This is a genomic window from Methylobacterium sp. D48H (genome assembly GCF_053345715.1).
This window is the reverse complement of sequence record NZ_JBKFAP010000012.1, coordinates 60,160-86,497: the sequence shown is the minus strand read 5'-3', so window position 1 is coordinate 86,497 and position 26,338 is coordinate 60,160. Positions and strand designations below refer to the sequence as shown.

Sequence of the window (26,338 nt, the reverse complement as noted above, 5' to 3'; positions counted from 1 at the left end):
ATCGCGGGCGGAGCGAAGTGACCCGGGGCAGCGCGACGACGGGCGGCGTCGCGCCGTCTGGATCGCTCGCTCCGCGCGCAAAGACGCGGGCGCCGGAACCAGCAACGCACGAATGTATGAGCGGGACGTTCACGCCGACCGACATCCGCGACGTTACACGCGGATGAATCAATGGCGGCATCGTGAATCCCGATCCTGCCCGCTTTCAGGGTCGGAGGAGATTGGTAACCACGCCGGCCCATCATCCGGCCCGGTCGCGCCGCCTGAGCGCGTCGGGAGTGTTGCGTATGGTCCCGGTCCAGCCCCGCCGTCACGCCCGCCCGCACGCCGCGCTGGGTGCGGGCCTGTCCCTGCTGGCCCTGCTCGGAGCGCCCGGCGTCGCCCTGGCGCAGGGGACCGGCGCGGCGCAGGGCGGCCCCGCGCCGGTGCCGCCGCTCGCCGCGCCGGTCGCGGTGCCGCCCGCCGCGGGCGAGACCGCGAAGGGCCAGGAGCCCCGCGCACCGGAGGCGAAGGGTGAGGCGAAGGGCGCGGCCGGCAAGCCGGCGGAGGCCAAGCGGGCCGACACCAGGCCGGCCGAGACCAGGCCAGCCGAGACCCGGGCGACCGAGGCCGCGCCGGAGCCCGTCCCGGCGCAGGGCAAGGCGCAGGATGCCAGAGCGCAGGACGCGAAGGCACAGGACGCGAAGGCCCAGGACGGCAAGGCGTCGGATAGCAAGGCGTCGGACGCCCGATCGGCCGAGACCAAGTCCCAGCCGGCCAAGCCTCAGGAAGCGGCGAAGAGGTCCCGCGAGCCGGCGCCGCTGGTCTACGCCAAGGTCTCCGCCGATCCGAACCCGACGCTGACACCGCGGACGTTCCTCGACACGCTCCGGGCGGCCGAGCGCTACGCGGCCTTCGCGGAGGCCGGGGGCTGGGAGCGGCTGCCAGACGATCTCGCGCGCCTCAAGCCCGGCGAGCGCCACCCGGCGATCCCCGCCCTGCGCCACCACCTGACGCTGACCGGCGACCTGCCGGCGGATGCCCCCGCGAACGACCGCCTCGACCCGCCCCTGGTGGCGGCGATCGCCGCCTTCCAGGGCCGCCACGGCCTGCCCGACAGCGGTATCCTTGGCCGGCTCACGATCAACGCGCTCAACGTGCCGGCCGCGGTGCGCCAGCGCCAGCTCGCCGCCTCCGCGGCCCGGCTGATGGGCTCGAAATTCCCGTTCGGCGAGCGCTACGTGGTGGTCAACATCCCGTCCGCCGCCGTGGAGGCGGTGGAGAACGGCGCCGTGACGCGCCGCTACGTCGCGGTGGTCGGCTCCCCCGACAAGGCGACGCCGTCCGTCGAGACGCGGATCACCGACATCAACTTCAACCCGACCTGGACCGTCCCCGCCTCGGTGGTGAAGAACGAGATCATCCCGGCGATGCGCAAGAACCCGGGCTACCTCGCCAAGAACCGCATCCGGATCCTGGGCCCGGCGGGCGAGGTCGACCCGACCCGGATCGACTGGGCGGGCCAGAAGGCCGTCAACTACACGCTGCGCCAGGATTCCGGCCTCGACAATTCGCTGGGCCAGGTGCGGATCGACATGCCGAACCGCTTTGCCGTCTACATGCACGATACGCCGGCGAAGTCGCTCTTCGCCGCGAGCGTCCGCTTCCACAGCCACGGCTGCGTCCGGGTCGGACAGGTGAAGGAGCTGGTCGGCTGGCTGCTGCAGGGCACGGACGGCCCCAACGGGCCCGGCACGAGCTGGGGCCCGATCGAGATCGAGACCGGCATCGCCGACGGCGAGCGCCGCGACATCAAGCTCACCAAGCCGATCCCGGTCACCTTCGTGTACCTCACCGGCTTCGCCACGCCGGACGGGAAGGCGCATTTCCGCGACGACATCTACAACCTCGACACGCCGGCGCCCGAGCCCGCCGCCACCGGCGCGATCCCGCCCGCGGCGGGCGCGGACGCCGCGAAGCCGGCCCCCGCGACCGCGCCGGCCCCGCCCCGGCCCGGTGCCGCCCACGACGCGAAGCCGGCTCCCGCGCGGGCTGCCGCGGCCAAGCCCGCGACGGTCGGACCCGCGCCGGTCAGGCCCGCACCCGCGAAGCCGTCGCCGGAGCGGCCTGCCACCGAGCACCGCAGCTTGGAATCCGTCGAACCTACCCGCTAAAGCCAACCCAGCTATGTGATTCTCGGCACGCCGGAACATCCCGGCGGGCCGGTCATTGGCCTGCAGAAAGCGCGTCCGCCCCTCCGCGGCGTGACGGAGCGGCGCGCCGAGCCAGCGAATCGCATTGGAGACGACCATGGCCAAGGCCAAGCCGAGCAGCCGCATCGAGAGCGCGCGCCTCAACACCCCGACCGACCTCGATCCGAGCGACGTCCGGACGATCGCCGAGGGCCTGACAGTCCTGAGCTCGGACCTGTTCGCCCTCTACATCAAGACCAAGAACTTCCACTGGCACATGAGCGGACCCCATTTCCGCGACTACCACCTCCTGCTGGACGAGCAGTCGGCCCAGATCTTCGAGATCATCGACGCGGTGAACGAGCGCGCCCGCAAGATCGGCGGCACGGTCCTGCGCTCGCTCGGCCAGGCCAAGAGCCTGACCCGCGTGGCCGACAACGATGCCGAGTACGTCTCGCCCCTCGACATGCTCAAGGAGCTGCGCGACGACAACAAGGCCCTCACCGCCAACATGCGGACGCTCCACGGGGTCACCGACGAGGCCGGCGACGTGGCGACCACCTCGCAGCTCGAGGAGTGGATCGACCAGTCCGAGGAGCGGACGTGGTTCCTCTACGAGACCACCCGCAACGCGACCGACAGCGGCCACTGAGCCGCGCCCCCCGGCACCGGCGCGGCCGGCGCCGGGTCGGGCCTCGCCGCGCCGCTAGCCGGCGGCGAGATCGAGGTGCACCTTCACGAGGCCCGGATCGTCGGGGTCGCGCCCCTGCGTGAACCCGAGGCGGCGGCACACCGCCAGCATCGGCCGGTTCTCGGCGAGCACCGTGCCCTCGACCCGGCCGATCCCCTCGGAGCGCGCCCAGTCGATCATCAGGCGCATCAGCGCGAAGGCGAGGCCCGTCCCGCGGGCGCCGCGGCCCACCGCGATCGCGTACTCGCCGCTCTCGTGGTTGGCGTCCGCGTGGAGCCGGACCGCACCGAGCATGCGCTCGCCGCCGCCCGGCCCGATCTCCGTGGCCACGAACGCGATGGCGCGCGCGTAGTCGAGCTGCGTCAGGCGGGCCAGGAAGGCGTGGCTGAACTCGCGCACCGGCCCGAAGAACCGCAGCCGCAGGTCCTCCGGGTCAAGACCCTTGAAGAAGGCCAGGAACAGGCCCTCGTCCTCCGGGCGCACGGGCCGCACCCGCACGGTCCGGTCCTTGAGGTTGAGCGCGCGGATCCACTCGGCCGGATAGGGCCGGATCGCGAAGCGCGGGTGGCCGCGGCCGTGGGCGCTGCCGTGGTCGCCGCGCTCGGCGCGCCCGATCCGGACCCTGGCGTCGAGGGCCAGCACGCCGGTCTCGTCGGCCAGGAGCGGGTTGATGTCGAGCTCGCGCACCTGCGGCAGGTCGGCGGCGAGCTGGGACAGCTTCACCAGCGTCAGCGCGATCGCGCCGAGATCGGCCGCCGGCACGTCGCGGTAGGCCTCCAGGCGGCGCGCGACCCGGGTTCGGGCGATGAGGTCGCGCGCCAGGGTCAGGTCGAGCGGCGGCAGGCCGAGGGCGCGGTCGTCGATCACCTCCACGGCGGTCCCGCCCCGGCCGAACACCACCACCGGACCGAACACCGCGTCCTCCGCGAGCCCGGCGATCAGCTCCCGGCGCTGGCCGCGGCGGACCATCGGCTGCACGGCGAAGCCGGTGACCCGGGCGTCGGGCCGCTCCCGGCGGGCGCGGGCCAGGATGCTGCGGGCGGCCTCCGCGACGTCGGCCTCGCTGGTCAGGTCGAGGTGGACGCCGCCGATGTCGGATTTGTGCACGATGTCCGGCGAGACGACCTTCAGCGCCACCGTCCCGCCCGCCGCGATGATCGGCCACGCGGCCGCAGCGGCCGCGTCCGTGTCGGGGGCGAGCGTGATCGGGACGGTCGGGATCCCGTAGGCCTGCAGGAGGCCGTTCACCGCCACCGGGTCGAGCCACGCGGCGCCCTGGCGCAGGGCGCCGGCGACGATCGAGCGGGCTCGCGCCGTGTCGGGGGAGAAGTCCCGCGGCAGCGAGTCCGGCGTGCGCATCAGGTCGTCCTGGGCCTCGCGGTAGCGCACGAGGTGCAGGAAGCCCTCGATCGCCTCGGAATCGGTGGTGAAATGCGGGATCCCGGCCTGCGCGAAGGTCTCGCGCGCCGCCTCCGCGTCGCCCAGCGTGACCGCGAAGACCGGCTTCTTGCGGGTCTGGCCGGCGCGGGCGGCCTTGACCGTCGCGGCGACGGCCTCGGCCACCGCGCCGGCCTCCGAGCGGGTCGTCGGCACGTGGATCGCCAGCACGGCGTCGCTCGTCCGGTCCGTCAGCAGCGGCGTCAGCGCGGACGCGAAGGCCGGACCGGCGGCGTCGATGCCGAGGTCGAGGGGGTTTCCCGGCGCGCGGCCCTCCGCCTCGGCGGGCGCCGCCAGGGTCCCGGCCCGCTCGATCAGTCGGTCCGCCGCGAGGAGGCCGATGCCGCGGCCGTTGGACACGATCGCCAGCCGGTGGCCGGGGAACGGCCGCTGTCGCCCCAGGGTCTCCACGGCGGAGAACATCGCGTCGAGGTCCGGCACGGCCAGCAGGCCGGCCCGCCGGAAGGCCGCGGCGTAGACCGCGTCCGGGCGGGCCAGGGCGCCGGTATGGGTGACGGCGGCGCGGGTGTCGGGCCGGTGCCGGCCGGCCCGCAGGACCACGACGGGCTTGGCCCGGGCCGCGGCGCGGGCGGCCGACATGAACCGGCGGGCATCCGCGACCCGGTCGAGGCAGAGCAGGATCGCGCGGGTGCGGAAATCGGCGGCGAAGTGGTCGAGGCAGTCGGCCACGCCGATGTCGAGGACGCTGCCCAGCGACAGCACCGCCGAGAAGCCCGTGCCGTGGCGGGCGCCCCAGGCGACGATGGCGGCCGCGACCGTGCCGGATTGCGAGACGAGGGCGAGGTCGCCGGCCTCGGGCGCCTGGGCGAACAGGCTGGCGTTGAGCCTCGCGCCCGGGACCGCCAAGCCGGCGCTGTCGGGCCCGAGCAGGCGCAGGCCGTGGGCGCGGGCGATCCCGTGGGCGACCGGACCGGGATCCTCCGGCCCGGATCCGAGCCGCGCCGTGAGGATCACGGCCGCCCCGGCGCCGATCGCGGCGGCCTGCGCGACGACTTCGGGCACGCTCGGCGGCGGCACCGCGATCAGGACGAGGTCGGGGGCGGCGGGCAGATCTGCGACCCGCGGCACGCAGGCCAGCCCCTCGACGCTCGTTTGGTCGGGCTGGACCGGCATGATCGCGCCGGGAAAGCCCGCGGCGCGCAGGCTGTCGAGCACGCTGCGCCCCAGCGAGCCCTCGCGGCCCACCGCCCCGACCAGGGCGATCGAGCGGGGTGCCAGCAGTTTGTCGAACCGGTAGGTGCTCACGACCGGCGGCTCACGACATCGTCACGGGACGCGGTCCCGCAGGCCGTTCCTGGCGGCACGCATCTGGCCTCTCGCTCACGTCCGAACGGACGAGGCGCCGGGGCGCCCGCCGCCCTCCCAGATGGCGCGATCGGGCGCGCCTGCAACGCCCGGTCGGCACGCGCCGGCCGGAAATCGCGTGGTCGACGCGAGTGCGGTCTCCAGACCTCCTTTTGTTCAATATCGGGCGCCATTTATCCACTCTAAGACGGCACTTGTGGGCATGTGTGGATTGGACTTGCTATTGAATTCACACCACCATAGTAACTGCCCATTAACTACCCTGTATCGGGTCGAGCAGAGACAGATCCCGGCCGGCGTCGGTGGCCGGCTGGGATCGAGTGGAGGTTACGGGATGGACGCCACGGGTGAAGGGCAACCGGACTATCTCACGCTGTCCGTCGACATCGTGTCGGCTTTCGTGAGCAACAATCCGGTCCCCGCGCCGGAACTGCCGGGGCTGATCGCGGCCATCCACGCGACGCTGCACGGGCTCGGCGAGCCGTCCGCCCCGCCGGCGGAGCAGCTGCGGCCGGCCGTGCCGGTCCGGCGCTCGGTCCAGCCCGACTTCATCGTCTGCCTGGAGGACGGCAAGAAGTTCAAGTCGCTGAAGCGCCACCTGCGGACGCACTACAACCTGACGCCCGAGGAGTATCGGGGAAAGTGGGGCCTGCCGCCCGACTACCCGATGGTGGCGCCGAACTACGCCGCGGCGCGGTCCAGCCTCGCCAAGAGCATGGGCCTCGGCCACCAGCGCCGGAAGGGCTGACGGCGCGGCGCTCTCATCCGCGCCCGCGTCCACAGCTTTCGGAGGCGGGTTAGGCATCGGGCAAGCCGCGCTTGCGAGGGTCGGGGGCCCGTCAGCGCCCCCGAGACCCGATGCCCGGCAAGCCCAGCCTCGTCGCCCGCCTGTTCTGGACGGCCGTGATCGGCCTCCCCTTCGGGCTCTGGTACGGCCGGCCGGCGCTCGCCGCGACGGGACTCGCCCTCGCGCTCGTCCTGCTGCGGCATCTCGGGCGCCCGCGCCGGTTCCGGGCCCGGGTGCGCCGGATCGCCCGCGCCCATGCCGAGACGCTGGCGCTGCGGCGGCGGCAGGAGAGCTACACCGACCCCTACGGCAACCGGATCGAGGACGGCTGGCTGCGCGAGCGCGATTATTTCCTCGAGCGGACCGTCCTGCCGCAGCTCGGCCCGCGCTTCGCCGACCTCGCCGAGGCGGAGCACGCGCGGATGCTGGCGATCGTCGAGGCCGAGGCCGCCGCCGTCGCGCTCCCGGAGGAGGACGAGGCGCCCGGGGACGGGCTGGACTACGAGCGCTACTGCGCCGAGCGCCTGGTCCGGGCGGGCTGGCGGGCGCACCGGACGCCGGCGAGCGGCGACCAGGGCGCCGATATCGTGGCGGTGCGGGACGGGCTGCGCCTCGTCGTGCAGTGCAAGCGGCTGAGCAAGCCCGTGGGCAACGCCGCCGTGCAGGAAGCCGCCGCGGCCCTGCGCTACTGGGACGGGGACCGGGCCGCCGTGGTGTCGAACGCCGGCTTCACGCCGGCGGCGCGCCGGCTCGCCACGGCCACCGGCGTCCTCCTCCTGCACCACGACGCCCTCGAGGCGATCGAGGCGTTCGACCTCGCGGAGACGTGATGCCCGTCAGGCGAGCGGGCCGGGGATGGCGATCTCCGCCTCGTTGAGCAGGCGCGCCTCGTGGCGGCGCACGAACAGCCACAGGGCCAGGCCGCCGAACACCACCAGGGCGAGCAGGGTCAGGCCCACCGGGCCGACAATATGCTCGATCTGGCGCCCGCAATAGTACGAGCCGATGCCCATGCTGCCGGCCCAGACGACGCCGCCGAGGGCGTTGAAGGCCATGAAGCGGCGCGCGTCGAGCTTGTTCACGCCGGCCAGGACCGCCGCGTAGGCGCGCAGCATCGCGGTGAAGCGGCCGAAGAACACGATCTTCCCGCCGTGCTGGCGGAACAGGTACTGGCCGAGCTTGAGCCGCCCGTGGTCGAGGGCGATGAGATGGCCGTAGCGGAGCAGCAGCGGCATGCCCCAGCGCCGCCCCGCCCAGTAGCCGACATTGTCGCCCAGGATCGCGGCCGTCGCCGCCGCGGCGATGACCAGGCCGATGTTCAGGTTCCCGGTGCTGCCGGCGTAGACGGCGGCCGAGATCAGCACCGTCTCGCCGGGGCACGGCACGCCAGCGCTCTCGAGGGTGATGATCACGAAGATCGCGATGTATCCGTAATTCGCGATCAGGTCGGCGATGGGCAGGTCGTTCAGGAAGGCCATGCGGTCCTCGGGCCGGTCTCCGGGCAGAGCCCGGCGACACAAGCGGACGGAACGTGGCCTTAAGAGGGCCGATCTGCGGCCGGCGGCGTCCTCAGAGGACCTTCAGCAGTGCCTCGGCGCCGGACGCCTCGGCCTTCGAGGGGGTCTCCTCGACGTTGAGGATCCGGACGACGCCGTCCTCGACCAGCATGGAGTAGCGCTTCGAGCGCATCCCGAGGCCGAAGCCGGTGCCGTCCATCTCCAGGCCGAGGGCCTTGGCGAAATCGGCGTTGCCGTCGGCGAGGAATTCCAGCCCCTCGGCGCCGCTCGCCTTCGACCACGCGTCGAGCACGAACACGTCGTTGACGCTCGTCACCGCGATGGCGTCGATACCGCGCCCGAGGATCTCGTCCCGGTGGGTCACGAAGCCCGGCAGGTGGTTGCGGTGGCAGCTGGGGGTGAACGCGCCCGGCACGCCGATCAGGACCACGCGCCGGCCCTTGAACACGTCGTCGGTGGTGCGCGCGATCGGGCCCTCGGGGCCGATCACCCGGAAGGTGGCCTGGGGCAGGTGGTCGCCGACCTGGATCATCGCGGGTCCCTCGTTGTCGCGCGCTGGGATGGCGCGCGTGAGCAGCGCGCCTGACCTAGCGTGGCAGGGGGTGCCTGTCGAGGATGCGGCCAGCTCCGGCTTGCACCGCCCTCACGGGCCGATCAGCTTGATGAAGGCCGCCCCGGCCCCGAAGAAGGCTGCTCCCGCCGCCATGCCCGAGAGGGCCACCTGCCAGGGCGCCAGGGCCCGGTCACGGCCGAGCTTGGCCTGCTCGGCCAGCAGCTTCGCCTGCTCGGCGATCAGCTTGTGCTGCTCAGCGACGAACTTGCGGGTCTCCTCCTGGGACCGCTCGATCCGCGCCCGCTGCTCCTCGATGTCGAAGGTGGGAGAGGGTGCGACATCCGCCATGACCAGCGAGCCTCAACGGTGACTGCGCCGGCCGCGACGCGGACCGACCCGGGTATTGTGGGACAGGGATTGAGACCCGCACAAGCTTGGGGGAGGCTTGCTGCGTCCCTTTTGCCCGCTGGACAACGGAGGGGCGCGGCGTAGCATGGACGCATGGCGCACCCTCCGCACCGCAGGCCCGATCCCATGTCGGCAGCGTCGTCCCAGGCCGGGAAGGCGGCGCCGCTCCGCACGGAGCTGGCGGGCCCGCACTTCCTCGACGGGCAGTTCCTCGTGGCCATGCCCGGCATGGCCGACGAGCGCTTCGCGCGCTCGGTGATCTACATCTGCGCCCATTCCGCCGACGGGGCCATGGGCATCATCGTCAACAAGGCGGCGACCGACATCAGCATGCCGGACCTGCTGGTCCAGCTCGACGTGGCGCCCGAGGCGGACGCGATCCGCCTGCGCGAGCGGGTCGGCCACATGCCGGTCCTGATGGGCGGCCCGGTGGAGGGACGGCGCGGCTTCGTGCTCCACAGCGACGATTTCCACATCCAGCAATCGACGCTGATCATCGACGACGGCATCTGCCTGACCGCGACCGTGGAGATCCTCCGCGCCATCGCCAGCGGCGAGGGGCCGGCCAGCGCCGTGCTGGCGCTCGGCTACGCCGGCTGGCAGGCCGGGCAGCTGGAGAGCGAGATCATGGCCAACGGCTGGCTCAACTGCCCGGCCGACCCGGCCCTGATCTTCAACGCCGACCTCGACGCCAAGTACGACCTCGCCCTGCGGGCCAACGGCATCGACCCGGCGATGCTGTCGATGACCGCCGGCCGGGCCTGACCCGACCGCGCTCGCCGGGGCGGCACGCCGTCTTTGCGAGCGGAGCGAAGCGATCCAGGAACGCTACGCTGGCCAGCCTCGCGCTACCCTGGGCTGCTTCGCTCCGTTCGCAAAGACGGTTGCGCCGGGCCGTTACGGGGCGGTCTTACTCCGGAACGGCGTCGCCGCCGCCGACCGCATCCGGGTTCATGCCCTCGACCGCCGGCTTGGGCCGGGGCCGCCGGGGGGCCACGGCGGCGGTGGGCGTCGCCGTGTTGGCGCCGAGCCGGGTCGCCAGGGCCAGGGCGCGGTTCTCCGTCACCCGCAGATGGCAGAACCCGTGCGTCCCCTCGCGCGCGTAGGTGCGGCAGAGCTGCTCCCGGTCCGAGGAGAACGCCGCCTGCTCGCTGACGATCGGCCGCACGTCCTCGCGCCGGGCCCGCTGAGTCATCAGCTTGTAATTGTCCCGTACGGCCTTGTCGGCGACGCCCCGGGCCGTGTCGAACTCGCCGGCCCGCGGGATCAGGGTGGCGGCGCCCGGCCCCCAGAGGCCGACCGGCGTGGTCGCGCAATCCGCCGCCGAGAAGGTGCAGACCGGGCCCGAACCCAGGCTCGAGACCAGGACGCCGCCGTCGGTCACGTCGAAGCGCAGCGGGCACTCGGCCCCGGCGGCCTCGAAGCGCGGCACGCCCTCAGGCTTGCCCTCGGCGGTGAGCGCCACCGGATTGCCGCCCGCGAGCGGGACGGTGCACGAATCCGCCGGCTGCGAGATCTTGGTCCCGGGCAGCTTGATCCGGGCCGTGACGGCCGTGCCGGAGCGCTCCAGCTTCAGGGACCCGGACAGGCCGTTGAGCTGCAGCTCCTGGCCGATCACGCCGTCCTCGGAGGGCGTCTTCAGCACGACCGGGCGGGCCGGGGCGGGGGCGGGCCGGGGCGCGTCGGGAGCCGCCGCGGGCGGGCCCGGCTCGCCCGGCGCTCCCGGGACGGGCGCCGGCTCGGGCAGGCCGCGCGGCGGCACCGGCGGCCGCTCCGGCTTGATGCCGAACAGGCGCTCGAAGAAGTTCTGGGCCCGCGCGGGGGGCGCGACGAGCATCCCGGGCGCCGCGACGGCGACCGCCAGGATCGGGAGCAGGAGGCTGCGGGTCGGGCGCATCGGACTCTACGACGGGGACACGAAGTGGCGGGGCCACGCGCAACCCCTTGTCGAAACGTTAACACGCCGTCGATGGCGCCGACGTGGCAGCGGAGCAACAAAATGCAGCCACGCCACCGGGCCGGCGCCGGCCGTGCGGCGAGATCCTGCCGGAATGCCAAGGGGATGGCCCGGATCCGCGGGGCCGATCCCGCCGCGCAGGCTTCGCCTTGCGGGCCCGGAACGGGCTTCTTATATCGCCCTCGACGCGGGATTGCGCGCTGGGTTTCAGCCGTTCACGGCCCTTGATCCGGCCCGGGTCCCATACTCACATCACCCCCGACACCGCCATGGGCCGAGCTGCTTCGGGGCTCGGCGGTCTGCTTGAACGCGACACAAAGAGGGATCCCACCATGGGTAAAGTTATCGGCATCGACCTCGGCACCACCAATTCCTGCGTGGCCGTGATGGAAGGCACGCAGCCCAAGGTCATCGAGAATTCGGAAGGCGCGCGCACCACGCCGTCCATCGTCGCCTTTACGGACGACGGCGAGCGGCTCGTCGGCCAGCCGGCCAAGCGCCAGGCGGTCACGAACCCCGAGCGCACGTTCTTCGCCATCAAGCGGCTCATCGGCCGGACCTACGACGACCCGATGACCCAGAAGGACAAGGGCCTCGTGCCCTACAAGATCGCCCGCGGCGACAACGGCGACGCCTGGGTCGAGGCGGACGGCAAGAAGTACTCGCCCTCGCAGATCTCCGCCTTCACCCTTCAGAAGATGAAGGAGACTGCTGAGTCGCATCTCGGCCAGCCGGTCACGCAGGCGGTCATCACGGTCCCGGCCTACTTCAACGACGCCCAGCGTCAGGCCACCAAGGACGCCGGCAAGATCGCGGGCCTCGAGGTGCTGCGCATCATCAACGAGCCGACCGCGGCGGCGCTCGCCTACGGTCTCGACAAGAAGAAGTCCGGCACGATCGCGGTCTACGACCTCGGCGGCGGCACCTTCGACGTCTCCATCCTGGAGATCGGCGACGGCGTCTTCGAGGTGAAGTCGACGAACGGCGACACCTTCCTGGGCGGCGAGGACTTCGACAACCGGATCGTCGAGTACCTGACGGCCGAGTTCAAGAAGGAGCAGGGCATCGACCTGACCAAGGACAAGCTCGCCCTCCAGCGCCTCAAGGAGGCCGCCGAGAAGGCCAAGATCGAGCTGTCCTCGGCCACCCAGACCGAGATCAACCTGCCCTACATCACCGCCGACAACACCGGCCCGAAGCACCTCGCGCTGAAGCTCAGCCGCGCGAAGTTCGAGTCGCTCGTCGACGATCTGGTGCAGCGCACGATCGAGCCCTGCCGCAAGGCGCTCAAGGATGCCGGCGTGTCGGCCTCCGAGATCGACGAGGTGGTGCTGGTCGGCGGCATGATCCGCATGCCGAAGATCCAGGAGGTGGTGAAGTCCTTCTTCGGCAAGGAGCCCCACAAGGGCGTCAACCCGGACGAGGTCGTGGCCATCGGCGCCGCCGTGCAGGCCGGCGTGCTCCAGGGCGACGTCAAGGACGTGCTGCTGCTGGACGTGACCCCGCTGTCGCTGGGCATCGAGACGCTGGGCGGCGTGTTCACCCGGCTCATCGACCGCAACACCACGATCCCGACCAAGAAGTCCCAGACCTTCTCGACCGCGGAGGACAACCAGAACGCGGTCACGATCCGGGTCTTCCAGGGCGAGCGCGAGATGGCGGCCGACAACAAGCTGCTCGGCCAGTTCGACCTCGTCGGCATTCCGCCGGCGCCCCGCGGCATGCCGCAGATCGAGGTGACCTTCGACATCGACGCCAACGGCATCGTCAACGTGACGGCCAAGGACAAGGCGACCAACAAGGAGCACCAGATCCGCATCCAGGCCTCGGGTGGCCTGTCGGACGCCGACATCGACCGGATGGTGAAGGACGCCGAGGCGAACGCTGAGGCCGACAAGAAGCGGCGCGCGCTCGTCGAGGTGAAGAACCAGGGCGAGAGCCTGATCCACGCCACCGAGAAGTCGGTGACCGAGTACGGCGACAAGGTCCCGGCCGCCGACAAGGGCGCGATCGAGACCGCGATGACCGCGCTCAAGACCGCGCTGGAGGGCGACGACGTCGAGACCATCAAGGCCCGGACCACGGACCTTATGCAGGCCTCGATGAAGCTCGGCGAGGCCATGTACGCCGCCAACCAGGCGGCCGGCCCGGATGCCGGTGCCGAGGCGGCGGCCTCCGAGAAGAAGGACGACGTCATCGACGCCGACTTCCAGGAGGTCGACGAGAAGGACCAGAAGAAGCGCGCCTGAGGCGCGGATCTGATACGACCGCGCGGGGCCGGAGCGATCCGGCCCCGCCTTTGCGTGAGAAGCGTATTCAGAAGCTCCGTCATTCCGGGCCTGCGGGGCCCGGAACCGGGAGCCGCCGGCCGATCGCGGATCCGCGTCGTCGGCGCCTCCGGTTTCCGGGCTCGTCGCGGCCTTCCGGAACGGCGGCGCGGTGGTAGAGAAGCGTCGCGGCCCGGGGTACGGGACGGGACGGGAAGGCACCTGAGGGCGGGATGTCGAAGCGGGACTACTACGAGATCCTGGGGGTCACCAAGACCGCCACGGAAGGCGAGATGAAGGTCGCCTTCCGCAAGCTCGCGATGACCTATCATCCCGACCGGAATCCCGGCGACAAGGACGCCGAGATCAAGTTCAAGGAGATCAACGAGGCCTATCAGTGCCTCTCCGACGGCCAGAAGCGCGCCGCCTACGACCGGTTCGGCCACGCGGCCTTCAGCCAGGGCGGGGCCGGCGGTCCCGGATTCGGCAACGAGTTCGGCGACTTCATGTCGGACATCTTCGACAATTTCTTCGGCGACGGCCGCGGGGCCGCCGGCGGTGGCCGCGGACGCGGCGGCACGCCGGGCCGCGAGCGCGGGGCCGACCTGCGCTACAACCTCGAGATCACCCTGGAGGAGGCCTTCACCGGCAAGGCCGAGACCATCAAGATCCCGACCTCGATCACCTGCGAGGTCTGCGACGGGTCCGGCGCGAAGCCCGGCTCGAAGCCGCGGACCTGCCCGACCTGCGCGGGCTACGGACGGGTCCGGGCGGCGCAGGGCTTCTTCGCCATCGAGCGGACGTGCCCCAACTGCCACGGCCGCGGCGAGATCGTCGACGACCCCTGCACCGCCTGCCAGGGCGCCGGGCGCGTCAACCGCGAGCGCACCCTCTCGATCAACGTGCCGGCGGGCGTCGATGACGGGCTGCGGATCCGGCTCGCCGGCGAGGGCGAGAGCGGGCTGCGCGGCGGGCCGGCGGGCGACCTCTACGTCTTCCTGTCGATCAAGCAGCACGAGTTCTTCCAGCGCGACGGCGCCGACCTTTTCTGCCGGGTGCCGATCTCGATGGTCACGGCCGCGCTCTCGGGCGAGATCACCGTGCCGGTGATCGACGGCTCGCAGACGCAGGTGCGCATCCCGGCGGGGACGCAGACCGCCAAGCAGTTCCGCATCAAGGGCAAGGGCATGCCGGTGCTGCGCTCGCGGGAGGTCGGCGACCTCTACATCCAGGTCTTCGTCGAGACCCCGCAGAACCTGACCAAGCGCCAGCGCGAGCTGCTCCAGGAGTTCGACCAGTCGGCCTCCCCGGAGAACCATCCCGAGTCCGCGGGCTTCTTCTCGAAGGTGCGGGACTTCTTCGGGGGCGCGGTCCGGCCGTGAGGCCGGATCCGAATCCCGGGAAGACCCGTTATGCAAGCGGCCGGCGTGGCTTGCATCCCCTAGGCGCGGCGCCGGCTTGACTGTAAGACAGCGCCGTCCCTAGCCATTCATTCTCATCCGGCATCAAGGAATCCAGGACTTGCCGCCGCTCCGCCGTCCCAACGCGAAGGCTCCTGCGGGCAGGAGCGCGATTTTCGGGCCGCGGCGCGACCCCCTCGAGGACGAGGCCCGGTTCCTGCGGTCCTGGCTGGAGCGCCCCCTGGTCACGGGGGCCGTGACGCCCTCGGGCAAGATGCTCGCCCGGACCATGGCGGCCTACGTCGACCCGCGCCTCGAAGGGCCCGTGGTCGAGCTGGGCCCCGGCACCGGTCCGGTGACCGAGGCGCTGATCCGGCGCGGCGTCGCGCCGGAGCGGCTGATCCTCGTGGAGTTCAACCCCGATTTCTGCCGCCTCCTGACCCATCGCTTCCCGGGCGTGCGGGTCATCCAGGGCGACGCCTACAACATGCGCGCGAGCCTCCAGGACGTGCTGACGGAGCCCGCCGCCGCGACGATCTCGAGCCTGCCGCTGTTCACCAAGCCGCTGGAGCAGCGGCTCGACCTGCTGAACACCGCCCACGACCTGATGCGGCCGGGCGCGCCCTTCGTGCAGTTCACCTACGCGGTCGTTCCGCCGATCCCGGCCCGCTGCGAGGCCGGCAGCTACACCGCCGATCGCTCCAACCGGGTCTGGCTGAACCTGCCGCCGGCGCGGGTCTGGGTCTACCGCCGACCCTGACCTGAACACGGCCTGAGCGAACAGGTCACGTTTGCGTCAACTGGAAAGGCGCACACCTGGGACACGGCCGGACGCCACAGGGCGACCGGCGTGGATCAGGAGAACGCCGATGTTCACCAAGACCGCTCGGACCCGTTTGGCCGCCGCCCTGGCCTTCGGCGGACTCGCCTTCGCGGCGCCGGCCATGGCCGCGCCCCTCGGCCGCGATGCCGGCCTGCAGGCGGAAGCCGGCGACGTCCAGACCGTCCAGTACGGCTACGGCTACGGGCACCGCCACGGCGGCTGGGGCCACCGCGGCTACGGCCCGCGCCATCACCACTACGGTTGGGGCCGGGGCCACCATCACGGCTGGGGGCACCGCGGCTTCGGCCCGCGTCACCATCACCACGGCGGCTGGGGCCATCGCCACGGCTACGGCCGCTGGTAAGGGCTCCGAGCCCGCCGCGCCCGGCCACGGATCCGTGATGGCCGGGCGCGCCCGCTAGCCGGCGCCCACCCGCTCGAGGACGGGCGGGCGCGCCGGCGGCGCGTCGCCCATCCGGTAGGCCGCCCGCAGCGCGGCCTCCGCCCGATCCGCGGCGGCCTCGTCGGCCGCGTGGACGATCCCGAGCAGCCCGCCGGACGATCCGGGACCGGCGAGATCCGTGAAGCCGACCCGCGGGTCGACCGGATCCTCAGGCCGCGTGCGGCCGCCGCCCAGCCCGATCACCGCCAGGCCCAGCGCCCGCGTCGCGATCCCCGCGACGGTCCCGTCCTGACGGACCGCCCGTCGCACCGGCGCGGCCGGCAGGTGCGCGGCCGGCCGCTCCAGGAGATCGCCCGGCCCGCCGAGCGCCGCGACCATGCGGCCGAAGCCCTCGGCCGCCCGGCCCGAGGCGAGGGCCTGCTCCAGCCGCTCCGCGGCGCTGTCGCGGTCCGGCGCCAGGCCGCCCACGACCAGCATCTCGGCGCCCAGCGCCACCGTGACCGCGTGGAAGCGCGGCTCGCGGCGCGCGCCCGTCAGGTAGTCGAGCGCGTAGGCGACCTCGACGGCGTTGCCGGCCGCGCTGGCGAGCGGCGCGTCCATGTCGGTGATCAGCGCGGCGGTGTGCAGGCCGGCCCCCTCCGCAACCGTGACGATGCTCTGGGCCAGCGCCCGCGCCTCGGGCACGCCCGCCATGAAGGCGCCGGAGCCCTGCTTCACGTCCATCACGAGCCCGTCGAGCCCGGCGGCGAGCTTCTTCGACAGGATCGAGGCGGTGATCAGGTCGCGGGACTCGACCGTGCCGGTGACGTCGCGGATCGCGTAGAGGCGCCGGTCCGCGGGCGCGAGTTCGGCGGTCTGGCCGATGATGGCGCAGCCGACCTCCGCGACGACCCGGCGGAACGCGTCGAGCCCGGGCGTGGCGTCGTAGCCCGGGATGCTGCCGAGCTTGTCCAGCGTCCCGCCGGTATGGCCGAGGCCGCGCCCCGAGATCATCGGAACGTAGCCGCCGCAGGCCGCGACCATCGGGGCGAGCGGCAGGCTCACCGCGTCGCCGATGCCGCCGGTGGAGTGCTTGTCGAGGACGGGCCCGGGCAGGTCCCAGGCGAGGATCCGGCCCGATTCCGCCATCGCGCGGGTGAGCGCCACCCGCTCCGGCAGCGACAGGCCGCGGAAGAACACCGCCATGGCGAAGGCCGCCGCCTGCCCCTCCCCGACCGTGCCGTCGGTGAGGCCGCGGATGAAGGCCCCGATCTCGTCCGGATCGAGGGGCTGGCCGTCGCGCTTGGCCCGGATCGTCTCCTGAGGCAGCCGCACGCTCACAGCGTCCGTGCCCGCATCAGGGTCTCGAACAGGCTGCTCGCCCCGAGCCGGAAGGTTCTCGGGCTCACCCAGCCGGGACCCATCAGCCGGTCGGCGAGGTCGAGGTAGGTGGCGGCGTCGGCGACGCTGCGCAGGCCGCCGGAGACCTTCAGGCCCGCGGCGCGGCCGCCGGCTCGGATCTCGGCCAGCATCGCCTCGGCGGCTTCCGGGGTCGCCGAGACCGGGCTCTTGCCCGTGGAGGTCTTCAGGAAGTCGGCGCCCGCCTCCAGGGCGATCCGGCTGGCCTCCCGGATCCGCTCCGGCTCGGCGAGCGCGCCCGTCTCCAGGATCACCTTCAGGGTCGCGGATCCGCAGGTGTCGCGCACGGCCTCGACCATGTCGCGGGCCACCGCCGCCTCGCCCCGCAGCAGCGCGCCGTAGGGCAGGACGAGGTCGATCTCGTCGGCGCCGTCGCGCAGCGCCTCGGCGGTGTCGTCGGTGGCGCGGGCGCAGTCCTCGCCGCCCGCGGGGAAGTTGATGACCGTGGCGATCCGGATCTCGGTGCCCGCGAGCGCCCGCGCGCCCTGCGCGACGAAGCGCGGCCAGACGCAGATCGCCGCGACGCCGCCGCGCTTCGCGTCCCGGCAGAGGACGTCGATCCGGGTCTCGGTGCAGGTCTCGCCGAGATCGGTGAGGTCGAGGAGCGGCAGGGCCCGGCGGGCGACCGCGCCGGCTTCGGGGTCAGTCATCGGCTGTCTCTCCGTCGGGCAGGCCGGCCACGAACGCCCGGACCAGGCGGCCGAGATCCTCCGCGGCCCGGGCCGCCACCGCCTTCGTCTCCGCGTGGTGCGGCGCGCCGCCGGCGATGCCGGCCGCGAGGTTCGTCACCACCGAGACCGCCGCCACCGGCAGGTCGAGGAACCGGGCGAGGATCACCTCCGGCACGGTGGACATGCCCACGAGGTCGGCGCCCAGGATGCCGGCCATCCGCACCTCCGCGGGCGTCTCGAAGCTCGGGCCCGAGAACCACGCGTAGACCCCCTCCCCCAGGGGCACGCCGCAGGCCCCGGCCGCCGCGCGGAGCCGCGCCCGCAGATCCGGGTCATAGGCCTCGGTCATCGGCACGAACCGGGCGTCGCTGGCCTCGCCGATCAGCGGGTTCAGGCCGGAGAGGTTGATGTGGTCGGCGAGCAGCACGAGGCAGCCGGGCTCGGTCGCGGGCCGCAGCGATCCGGAGGCGTTGGTGAGGAGCAGGCGGCGGGCGCCGAGGTGCCGGGCGCAGGCGAGCGGCACCCGCATCGCCGCCGGGTCACCGCGCTCGTAGGCGTGGGCCCGCCCCTCGAAGATCAGGACCGGCCGCCCGGCGAGGCGGCCGCGATGCAGCCGGCCGCCGTGGCCGCTGACGCCGGGCCCCGGAAATCCGGGGATCGCCGCGTAGTCGACGGCGCTCGCGTCCGTGAGGGCCGCCGCGATCCCGCCGAGGCCGGTGCCGGTCACCACCGCGCAGGCGTAGGGACCCGCGAAGCCGGCGGCGCGCAGGGCGTCGCGGGCGGCCGCCTCACTCACCGAGCGTCTCCGGGCCGAAGGATTCCGGCAGCAGCTCCGCCAGCGTGAAGGTGCGGGCGACCCCGCCCGGACCGGCGGCGTGGATCGGGGTGTCCGGCCGGGCGAACTCGCGGATGCGCTGGCGGCAGGCGCCGCAGGGCGTCACCGGGCCGTTGCCGTCGCCGCAGACCAGGATCGCCGCGATGCGCCGACCGCCGGCCGCCACCATGGCGGCGATCGCCCCGGCCTCCGCGCAGGTTCCGACCGGGTAGGCGGCGTTCTCGACGTTGCAGCCGGCGTGGATCGCGCCGCGCTCGTCGCGCAGCGCGGCCCCGACGGGGAAGCGGGAATAGGGTGCGTGCGCGTGCGCGCGCACCGCGCGCGCCGCCTCGAACAGGGCTGCGAGCCCGTCATCGTCCCGTGCTGGGTCCCGTGCTGGATCCGCGGCCTGCATGGCCGATCTTTGGCACCCGCCGGGGCGCCCTGTCGAGGCCCCGGGCGGGAGTCCGGCGCGGCGCTCAGCGGGTCGCCGGACCGGCGCCGAGGAGACTCGCCGCCTGACGCAGGTCCGCGTCGCTGCGCGGGCCGCTCAGGGCGTAGGCGGTGTCGCCCGCGTTCCACGAGACGACGTCGCCGTCGTCCGAGCCGGTGATGAGCGTCGTCGGTCCGCCGCGGATGCCGCGGGTGGCGAACAGCGACGCCTCGCCGAAGCGCTCGGTCTCGAGGGCGACCTCGATCCCGGTGCCGTGCCGGGCAGGGAAGACCTGGATGTCGCGCACCCGCCAGCCGTCGGGCAGGGCCGGCAGGTCGATGCCGGTCGCCGAGCGGAGGCGCGCCCGGTCGTAGACCGGATCGTCGGCCTGGCCACCGATGCTCTTGCGCAGCTGCGCCACGACCCGGGCCTGCCGCGCGTCTGCGATCAGGGCCGGATCCGGGGTCGCCGCCAGGGTGTCGGGAACGCCGAAGCGGCCGATCTCGTCGTGGGCCAGCCAGCCCGCGCCCACGAGCACCGCGATCGCGGCGGCCCGCTTCAGACGCGAGGCGACGCGGCGCCAGCGCAGGTTCCGGTCGAAGCGGCGCGCCAGGACCATGTTCCGGTCCGGCCCGGGCCCCGGAACGCGCTCGAAGCAGGCCCTGAGGGCGTCGCGATCGTGCATCTCGGCCATCACCCGGGCCGCGGCCTCGGGATTGGCCGCGAGGTGCGCCTCGACGTCGAGACGGCGCATCGGGTCGATCTGGCCGTCGACGAAGGCGATGAGATCGTCGTCTGTGATCGGATCGATCATCGTGAGGTCCTCGAATCCAGCGTGCCCGGAGGCGATCCGCCGGTCGCAATCGTCAGTCGGCACCGGCGCCCGCGGGTGCCGGTCCTTCATCAGCTCCGTGCTCAGCTCTCTCCGACAGCGCGTCGCAGAGGCCAGGCGGACCGTTCCCGCGGCTCGTCGGACACGACGAGCCGGAGGGTGGAGGGCGGCCCGCGCCGCGTCTCGGGTGTCTTGGCGGGCTCCGACTCGTCGGAGCCGCGGTCCGTCCGCGTCCCCTCCTCGAAGGCGCGCAGGGCCGCCCGGCCGCGGCCGAGACGGGACATCAGCGTGCCGATCGGGATGCCGAGCACGGCCGCCGCGTCGGCGTAGGCCATGCCTTCCAGGGTGACGAGGTGGAGCGCGGCGCGCTGCTCCTCCGGAAGCTTGAGGAAGGCCTGCCGGATCTGGGCGAGGCGCACCTGACCCTCCTGGGCCGGCGGCGCCATGTCCTCGGTCATCCGGACCAGCGTGTCGGCGTGCCGCGCCTCCACCTGCCGGCGGCGCTGCTCGTCGATGAAGGCGTTGTGCAGCACCGTCATCATCCAGGTGCGCAGATTGGTGTTCGGCCGGAGCGAGCCCTGCATCTCCAGGGCCCGCACCAGCGTGTCGTGCACGAGGTCATCGGCCCGCAGCGTGTCGCGGGTGAGCGACCGCGCGTAGCGCCGCAGGGGCACCAGCAGATCGAGGAGGTCCGGGCGCTTGTTCTTGTCCGATGCCATGATGTGTGAACGTGGGGCTCGCGCGTTTAATCCCGCCTGCCGGCCCGGCGTCGCGGTCAGGCCTGGTCGAGGGTGGCGGCGATCCCCGAGATCACCCGCGGATCGGTCGGCTCGACCTGCGTGGCGAAGGCCGCCGCGAGGGTGCCGTCGCGGGCGATCAGGTACTTGTGGAAGTTCCAGCGCGGCGTCTCGGCGGGGCGCTCGGCCGCCGCCCAGCGGTAGAACGGGTGGGCGCCCGGCATCTTCACCCGGGTCTTGGCCGTGAGCGGGAAGGTGACGCCGTGATTCCTCCGCGCCGCCTCCGCGATGGCCGGGCCGTCCAGGGGTTCCTGGTTGCCGAAATCCGGTGACGGGACGCCCAGCACGATGAGCCCGCGATCGCCGAACCGCGTCCAGAGCGTCTGCAGCCCGGTGAGCTGCCCGGCATAGCCGCAGGCTGTCGCGGTGTTGACCACGAGAATCGGCTTCCCCGCGTAGGCGGAGAGCGGCATCGGCGCGGCCTCCGGGGTCTCGAAGGCGAAATCCGTGGCCCGCGCGGTCCCGGAGGGCTGCTCCGCGGCGCGGGCGCCGCCGGCGAGACCGGCACCGATCAGGATCAGGGCCTCGCGGCGCAGCAGCGTCATGGCGGTGACCTCTTCGCGACCTCGTCGCGCCACTGGGCGCGCGATTTTCCGCGCGGCAACGCGCCCGACCCGCCACGGTTTCATGCGCCGCGACGGTCGTTTCGACGCAGGCTCGACCGCCGGCGGATCGGAAGGCCGACGGGCGGCCTCAACCGGTCCGGACCGTGTCGAGGAAGCGGCCCACTTCCGCGTCGAGCTGTTGAGCCTGCCCCAGCAGCCCGGACGCCGCCTCGAGCACCTGTGCGGCGGCGCTCCCGGCCCCCTCCGCCGAGCGGGCCACGGCCGTGATGTTGTTGGTGACGGCTCCGGTCCCGAGTGCCGCCTGCCCGACGTTCCGGACGATCTCCTGGGTCGCTGAGCCCTGCTCCTCGACCGCCGCGGCAATCCCGCTCGACACTGCACTGATCTCGTTGATGCGGCTGACGACCCGCGTGATCGCGTCGGAGGCGTCCCCGGTCCAGGACTGGATCTCGCCGACCTGTCGGGCGACCTCCTCGGTGGCTCTCGCCGTCTGCTCGGCCAGTTCCTTGACCTCGCTCGCGACCACCGCGAAGCCGCGACCCGCCGCGCCGGCGCGGGCCGCCTCGATCGTGGCGTTGAGGGCCAGCAGGTTGGTCTGGCCGGCGATGCCCGAGATGAGGCCGACCACGTCGCCGATCCGCGTCGCGCTCTCCCGCAGGCTGCGCATCAGGTCCGCGGATCGTCCGGCCTCCGCGACGGCCGTGTCGGCGAAGCCGGCCGCCGTCTGCACCTGACGGCCGATCTCGTGAATGGTCGTGCCGAGTTCCTCGGCGGCGGCGGCCACCGTGCTGACATTCGTGGCCGCCTGCTCGGCCGCCGCCGCGACCGTCGTCGACTGGTCGGCCGTCTCGGACGCGGCGAAGCTCATGCGCGCGGCCGTGGATTCGAGTTCGCTCGCCGCCGACGAGACGGCCCGCACCACGCCGCCGACCGCCGCCTGGAAGCCGTCGGCCATCTCGACCATCGCGGCCTTGCGTTGCGCATCGAGGGCGGTACGGGCCTGCGCAGCCTCGGCTTCGAGGGTCGCGGCTCGGACGAGGCCGTCGCGGAAGACCCGGACCGCATCGGCCATGGCGCCGATCTCGTCATCGCGGCCGACTCCGGGCACTTCGGTCCGGAGATCGTTCGCCGCCATCCGGGTCATCGCCGCCGTGATGGCGCGGACCGGCTTGGCGATGCCGATCTGCAGGAGCGCCAGACCGATCAGCCCGATGCCGGCCATCAGGCCGAGGCCGATCAGGCTCGCCGAACGCGTCGCCGCGATGGCCGCCGCCGCGGCCTGAGCCCGGCCGTTCATCAGCGCGCGCTCCGTGTCGGCGATCTCGGCCGTCTTGGCGCGGATCTCGTCCATGATCGCCTTGCCGACGCCCGAGATCATGATCCGGCGCGCCTCTTCCCGCGTCGCGGCATCGCGCATCAGGGCGATCTCGCGATCCGCGAACGCGCTGCCCCAGCGCTCAGCCAGGGACTTCAGGTCCGCCAAGCGTGCCTGCTGCGCGGGGTTGTCCGCCACCAGCCGCCGCATCTCCGACCAGGCCGCCGCGAAGGCCTCACGTCCGGCCGTCTCGGGTTCGAGGAAGCGCGGCTCCGCGGCGATCAGGTAGCCGCGCAGGCCGGTCTCCCGATTCACCATCGCGAGGCTCATCCGCTCGACCTGTTCCAGCACCGCCTGCGTGTGCTCGATCCGGTCCTGGGCCTCCCGGATGTCACCGATGTTCCGCAAGGTTATGCCGGCCACGACCAATGTAACGATGAGCATCGCGCCCATGACAAGGGCGATCTTGATGCTGATCCTGTAGTCGGACATACGAAATGACATGTCTCGGGCTCTCCCCGCGGTGAGTGAGTCGCCGCCTCATCAACCGCGCTCTGCCCGTAGACGCTTCATCGTCGCTTATGAAGAGAATTTTTATTAACTCGAAGCCCGACCAAGATACATCTACGCAAGCTCCTGTCCTTCCACCGAACGGCAGGCCGACAATCTACCAGATCTGACAATATTTGACAGATCTCGACAGAAAAATATATTGAGATCAATTATCCGTACGCGGCCCGAAGGGCCCATCACTGATACGCCTGCTGAAGGTCGACCGTGCAATCCCGGCCGATCCGCTCGTAGTTCTCGGCGAGCCAAGCCTGCGCGGCGGCGCGGCCCTTGTCGCGCAGGCGCTTGAACACGGTCCAGCGCGCGTCGAGCTTGGAGGCGGCGTTGTAATCCTCGAGGGCGTCGGTGCCGTCGATCCGGTGCACGAGGACCCGGCGGTACTGGCCCTGGCCGAGGGTGCCCTCCTCGATCAGCCCGTCCAGGAAGTCGATCGCCCGCAATTCGCGCATCAGATTCGCGTTGAACGTGATCTCGTTGAGCCGGTCGCGGATCTCGGCCTCCGTGCGCGGAGTCTCGCGCCGCTCCACGGGGTTGATCTGCACGAGCAGGATGTCGCGGGTCTGGGCGCCGCGGTGCAGGGGGTAGAGCGGCGGGTTGCCGAGGTAGCCGCCGTCCCAGTAGGGCACGCCGTCGATCTCCACCGCCTGGAAGACCGTGGGCAGGCAGGCCGAGGCCATCAGATGGTCGACGGTCAGGCGCTCGCGCTCGAACACCGCCAGCTTGCCGGTCCAGACGTTGGTCGCCGAGACGAACAGGCCCGCCGTGTCGGCCTCGCGGAGGCGGTCGAAATCGACCTGCTCGGCGAGCGCCTTGCGCAGCGGATTGATGTTGAGCGGGTTCGACACGTAGGGGCTCGGCGCCAGCATCTTGGCCCAGAACTCGGCCACCGGGTTGCCCTTCCACAGGCTGAACAGGCCGCTCACGAGGTTGCGCTGGGCCGGCCCCAGGTCGCCGTCGAGGCTGACCTCGCGCCAGAATCGCTCCAGACCCTCGCGGGCCCCGTCCGGGCCGCCCTTCAGCCAGCCATCCACCAGGACGACGGCGTTCATCGCCCCGGCGCTCGCCCCCGTCACCGCCTCGAAGCCGAGGCGGCCGTCCTCGATGAGCGCGTCGAGCACGCCCCAGGTGAAGGCGCCGTGCGCGCCGCCGCCCTGGAGGGCGAGCGCCACCGGCTTCTCGAACTTGGGCCCGGCGAGCGCGGGGCCCGGCACCTGCGCCGGCTGCGCCTCGATCGCGTCGGTGACGGGCGATTCGGGAACGGCGGTGGCGGGGTTGTGCGGCTCGGCGCCACCGAATTGCTCGCTCATGTCGGCCTCCTGATCCACCACACAGATGGGATGCTGCGATGCAGCATCAACCGTGCGACGGGATCGCGGCGGGGTGTCCGCCCCGCGCCGGCACCTGTCCCGGCCTGAGCGAATCGGCAACAGAGTCCGACGAAAACCGGCTGGCGACGGCGGCGGGTGCCTCCGGGACGTGCAGGAAACTCGACATCCGCGCCCGGATACGACATGACAGCCGCGATGCTGTCCTGCGCGATGCTGCCCCGCGCGGCGCCGGGTTGACGCGGCGCCGGGTCGTCCGCAGCTAACCCGCGGCAGCCCCGAAGTTCCGGCGAGGCGTGTCCCCGGGACCGGCCCGGCAGCCGTCACGGCTCCGGCACCCGCGAGGCGCGCCCGCGAAAGTCCACGATGGAAGTCATGGAAGCCACCCGTTCCGAGAACCCCGCCGACAACCCGCTGGCCGGCGGCGGACCGGAGATCGCCGGCCCCGCCCCGCGCCACCGCACCGTCGGCGTCACGGTCGGCGAGGGCGAGGGCGCGGTCACCGTCGGCGGCGGCGCCCCGATCGTCGTCCAGTCGATGACCAACACCGACACGGCCGACATCGACGCCACCGTGGCGCAGGTCGCCCAGCTCGCCCGGGTCGGCTCTGAGCTCGTGCGCATCACGGTCGACCGCGACGAGGCGGCGGCCGCGGTGCCGAAGATCCGCGAGCGCCTCGACCGGATCGGCGTCCACGTGCCGCTGGTGGGCGACTTCCACTACATCGGCCACAAGCTGCTCGCCGACCATCCGGCCTGCGCGGAGGCGCTGGCCAAGTACCGGATCAACCCCGGCAACGTCGGCTTCAAGGACAAGAAGGACACGCAGTTCTCGGCGATCATCGAGCAGGCGATCAAGCACAACAAGACCGTGCGGATCGGCGCCAACTGGGGCTCGCTGGACGGCGAGCTGCTCACTCACCTGATGGACGAGAACGCCAAGGCGGCGCGGCCGATCGACGCCCGGGCGGTGATGCGCGAGGCGATGGTCCGCTCGGCGATCAGCTCGGCCGACCGCGCCGTGGAGCTCGGCCTGCCGCAGAACAAGATCATCCTCTCGGCCAAGGTCTCGGCGGTGCAGGACCTGATCGCCGTCTACCGCGAGGTGGCGCGCCGCTCGGACTACGCCATCCATCTCGGCCTCACCGAGGCCGGCATGGGATCGAAGGGTCTCGTGGCCGCCTCGGCCGCCATCGGCGTGCTGCTCCAAGAGGGGATCGGCGACACGATCCGGTACTCGCTGACCCCCGAGCCCGGCGGCGACCGGACCGTCGAGGTCAAGGCGAGCCAGGAACTCCTGCAGACCATGGGGTTCCGCACCTTCGTGCCGATGGTGGCGGCCTGCCCGGGTTGCGGCCGCACGACCTCGACCACGTTCCAGGAACTCGCCCGCGATATCCAGAACTGGATCGTCACCTCCATGCCGGAGTGGAAGAAGACCTATCCGGGCGTCGAGGGGCTGAACGTGGCCGTGATGGGCTGCATCGTGAACGGCCCGGGCGAATCGAAGCACGCCGATATCGGCATCTCGCTGCCCGGCACCGGCGAGACCCCGACCGCGCCGGTCTTCATCGACGGCAAGAAGGCGATGACGCTCCGCGGCCCGACGCTGGCCAAGGACTTCGAGACGATCGTGATCGACTACATCGAGCGCCGATTCGGCCAGGGCGGGAACCGCACCGCCGCCGAGTGACGGGCGGGCCGACGCGCAGGTCCCGCGAGACGGAGACCGCGTCGCCTCCCGCCGTCGCTCCGGGGCGCCGCGCGTCCCGTTAACGTCGGCGGGGCGGCCCGCCGTGCCGAGACCCAGCTCCGCGTTCTTCGCGGGTGCACACGGTTTCCGGGCGCACGAGGGCATGATAGCAAGGCCGCACGATC

24 protein-coding genes are annotated in these 26,338 nt (G+C 72.5%); 10 read left to right on the top strand and 14 right to left on the bottom strand.

Features of this window, described 5'->3' with window-relative positions:
• Window positions 1-287 precede the first annotated feature (287 nt).
• Window positions 288-2,153 carry a L,D-transpeptidase family protein gene (locus ACLBX8_RS19445; RefSeq protein WP_447700018.1) on the top strand — a complete coding sequence of 622 codons (1,866 nt, stop codon included), beginning with the start codon at window positions 288-290 and terminating at the stop codon, window positions 2,151-2,153.
• 136 nt (window positions 2,154-2,289) lie between these two features.
• Window positions 2,290-2,823, top strand: coding sequence for a Dps family protein (locus tag ACLBX8_RS19440; protein WP_020093819.1), 534 nt, complete (start codon window positions 2,290-2,292; stop codon window positions 2,821-2,823).
• A gap of 54 nt (window positions 2,824-2,877) precedes the next feature.
• On the opposite strand, the gene ACLBX8_RS19435 is transcribed toward ACLBX8_RS19440, so the two are convergent.
• A complete protein-coding gene (locus tag ACLBX8_RS19435) occupies window positions 2,878-5,565 on the bottom strand; it encodes a bifunctional acetate--CoA ligase family protein/GNAT family N-acetyltransferase (RefSeq protein ID WP_447700019.1) in 2,688 nt (895 codons plus the stop codon).
• Between the two features lie 394 nt (window positions 5,566-5,959).
• Here ACLBX8_RS19435 and ACLBX8_RS19430 point away from each other — a divergent pair, with 394 nt between their 5' ends.
• Window positions 5,960-6,373 (top strand): MucR family transcriptional regulator, encoded by a 414-nt coding sequence (locus tag ACLBX8_RS19430; RefSeq protein ID WP_020093821.1) that lies wholly within the window; start codon window positions 5,960-5,962, stop codon window positions 6,371-6,373.
• A 110-nt stretch (window positions 6,374-6,483) separates the two neighbouring features.
• The gene (locus ACLBX8_RS19425) at window positions 6,484-7,242 is read left to right on the top strand and encodes a restriction endonuclease (protein WP_020093822.1); all 759 of its coding nucleotides are present in this window, start codon (window positions 6,484-6,486) and stop codon (window positions 7,240-7,242) included.
• A 6-nt stretch (window positions 7,243-7,248) separates the two neighbouring features.
• Here the strand turns inward: ACLBX8_RS19425 and ACLBX8_RS19420 are convergent, their stop codons facing one another.
• From ACLBX8_RS19420 to ACLBX8_RS19410, 3 genes are all read right to left on the bottom strand, one after another.
• Complete coding sequence (locus ACLBX8_RS19420) at window positions 7,249-7,890, bottom strand: DedA family protein (RefSeq protein ID WP_447700020.1); 642 nt, start codon at window positions 7,888-7,890, stop codon at window positions 7,249-7,251.
• A 91-nt stretch (window positions 7,891-7,981) separates the two neighbouring features.
• On the bottom strand, window positions 7,982-8,461 hold the full coding sequence (locus tag ACLBX8_RS19415; protein WP_020093824.1) for a peroxiredoxin: 480 nt from the start codon (window positions 8,459-8,461) through the stop codon (window positions 7,982-7,984).
• A gap of 111 nt (window positions 8,462-8,572) precedes the next feature.
• A complete protein-coding gene (locus ACLBX8_RS19410; protein ID WP_447682562.1) occupies window positions 8,573-8,830 on the bottom strand; it encodes a hypothetical protein in 258 nt (85 codons plus the stop codon).
• Between the two features lie 186 nt (window positions 8,831-9,016).
• Here ACLBX8_RS19410 and ACLBX8_RS19405 point away from each other — a divergent pair, with 186 nt between their 5' ends.
• Window positions 9,017-9,655 carry a YqgE/AlgH family protein gene (locus ACLBX8_RS19405; protein ID WP_091979976.1) on the top strand — a complete coding sequence of 213 codons (639 nt, stop codon included), beginning with the start codon at window positions 9,017-9,019 and terminating at the stop codon, window positions 9,653-9,655.
• Between the two features lie 145 nt (window positions 9,656-9,800).
• Here the strand turns inward: ACLBX8_RS19405 and ACLBX8_RS19400 are convergent, their stop codons facing one another.
• Complete coding sequence (locus ACLBX8_RS19400) at window positions 9,801-10,787, bottom strand: hypothetical protein (RefSeq protein WP_447700021.1); 987 nt, start codon at window positions 10,785-10,787, stop codon at window positions 9,801-9,803.
• Between the two features lie 392 nt (window positions 10,788-11,179).
• Here ACLBX8_RS19400 and dnaK point away from each other — a divergent pair, with 392 nt between their 5' ends.
• The 4 genes from dnaK to ACLBX8_RS19380 all read left to right on the top strand — a co-directional run bounded on the left by dnaK (window position 11,180) and on the right by ACLBX8_RS19380 (window position 15,701).
• Window positions 11,180-13,096 carry a molecular chaperone DnaK gene (dnaK, locus tag ACLBX8_RS19395; protein ID WP_447715627.1) on the top strand — a complete coding sequence of 639 codons (1,917 nt, stop codon included), beginning with the start codon at window positions 11,180-11,182 and terminating at the stop codon, window positions 13,094-13,096.
• Between the two features lie 251 nt (window positions 13,097-13,347).
• On the top strand, window positions 13,348-14,496 hold the full coding sequence (dnaJ, locus tag ACLBX8_RS19390) for a molecular chaperone DnaJ (RefSeq protein ID WP_020093829.1): 1,149 nt from the start codon (window positions 13,348-13,350) through the stop codon (window positions 14,494-14,496).
• Between the two features lie 139 nt (window positions 14,497-14,635).
• A complete protein-coding gene (locus tag ACLBX8_RS19385; protein ID WP_020093830.1) occupies window positions 14,636-15,274 on the top strand; it encodes a class I SAM-dependent methyltransferase in 639 nt (212 codons plus the stop codon).
• Between the two features lie 109 nt (window positions 15,275-15,383).
• Complete coding sequence (locus tag ACLBX8_RS19380) at window positions 15,384-15,701, top strand: hypothetical protein (protein WP_447700023.1); 318 nt, start codon at window positions 15,384-15,386, stop codon at window positions 15,699-15,701.
• 54 nt (window positions 15,702-15,755) lie between these two features.
• Here ACLBX8_RS19380 and deoA read toward each other — a convergent pair whose 3' ends face one another.
• The 9 genes from deoA to ACLBX8_RS19335 all read right to left on the bottom strand — a co-directional run bounded on the left by deoA (window position 15,756) and on the right by ACLBX8_RS19335 (window position 24,443).
• A complete protein-coding gene (gene deoA, locus ACLBX8_RS19375) occupies window positions 15,756-17,054 on the bottom strand; it encodes a thymidine phosphorylase (RefSeq protein ID WP_447700024.1) in 1,299 nt (432 codons plus the stop codon).
• Window positions 17,055-17,056: 2 nt separating this feature from the next.
• Window positions 17,057-17,788 carry a deoxyribose-phosphate aldolase gene (gene deoC / locus ACLBX8_RS19370; RefSeq protein ID WP_447715626.1) on the bottom strand — a complete coding sequence of 244 codons (732 nt, stop codon included), beginning with the start codon at window positions 17,786-17,788 and terminating at the stop codon, window positions 17,057-17,059.
• Window positions 17,781-18,605: a purine-nucleoside phosphorylase gene (locus tag ACLBX8_RS19365; RefSeq protein ID WP_447700025.1), complete on the bottom strand. Its 825-nt coding sequence runs from the start codon at window positions 18,603-18,605 to the stop codon at window positions 17,781-17,783. Before ACLBX8_RS19365 ends, deoC begins: the two co-directional genes overlap by 8 nt.
• The gene (locus ACLBX8_RS19360; protein WP_447700026.1) at window positions 18,598-19,038 is read right to left on the bottom strand and encodes a cytidine deaminase; all 441 of its coding nucleotides are present in this window, start codon (window positions 19,036-19,038) and stop codon (window positions 18,598-18,600) included. The genes ACLBX8_RS19365 and ACLBX8_RS19360 overlap by 8 nt, the downstream gene beginning before the upstream one ends.
• Before the next feature lie 64 nt (window positions 19,039-19,102).
• Window positions 19,103-19,870: an anti-sigma factor gene (locus ACLBX8_RS19355; protein WP_026605029.1), complete on the bottom strand. Its 768-nt coding sequence runs from the start codon at window positions 19,868-19,870 to the stop codon at window positions 19,103-19,105.
• 101 nt (window positions 19,871-19,971) lie between these two features.
• A complete protein-coding gene (locus ACLBX8_RS19350) occupies window positions 19,972-20,607 on the bottom strand; it encodes a sigma-70 family RNA polymerase sigma factor (protein WP_447700027.1) in 636 nt (211 codons plus the stop codon).
• 56 nt (window positions 20,608-20,663) lie between these two features.
• The gene (locus ACLBX8_RS19345) at window positions 20,664-21,230 is read right to left on the bottom strand and encodes a glutathione peroxidase (RefSeq protein ID WP_447700028.1); all 567 of its coding nucleotides are present in this window, start codon (window positions 21,228-21,230) and stop codon (window positions 20,664-20,666) included.
• 148 nt (window positions 21,231-21,378) lie between these two features.
• Entirely contained in the window at window positions 21,379-23,070 is a 1,692-nt protein-coding gene (locus ACLBX8_RS19340) for a methyl-accepting chemotaxis protein (RefSeq protein ID WP_447700029.1), read from the bottom strand.
• Window positions 23,071-23,315: 245 nt separating this feature from the next.
• Complete coding sequence (locus tag ACLBX8_RS19335; protein WP_091681822.1) at window positions 23,316-24,443, bottom strand: patatin-like phospholipase family protein; 1,128 nt, start codon at window positions 24,441-24,443, stop codon at window positions 23,316-23,318.
• A gap of 384 nt (window positions 24,444-24,827) precedes the next feature.
• Here ACLBX8_RS19335 and ispG point away from each other — a divergent pair, with 384 nt between their 5' ends.
• Window positions 24,828-26,153, top strand: a complete 1,326-nt coding sequence (ispG, locus tag ACLBX8_RS19330) for a flavodoxin-dependent (E)-4-hydroxy-3-methylbut-2-enyl-diphosphate synthase (RefSeq protein WP_447700030.1) — start codon at window positions 24,828-24,830, stop codon at window positions 26,151-26,153.
• Window positions 26,154-26,338 lie beyond the last annotated feature (185 nt).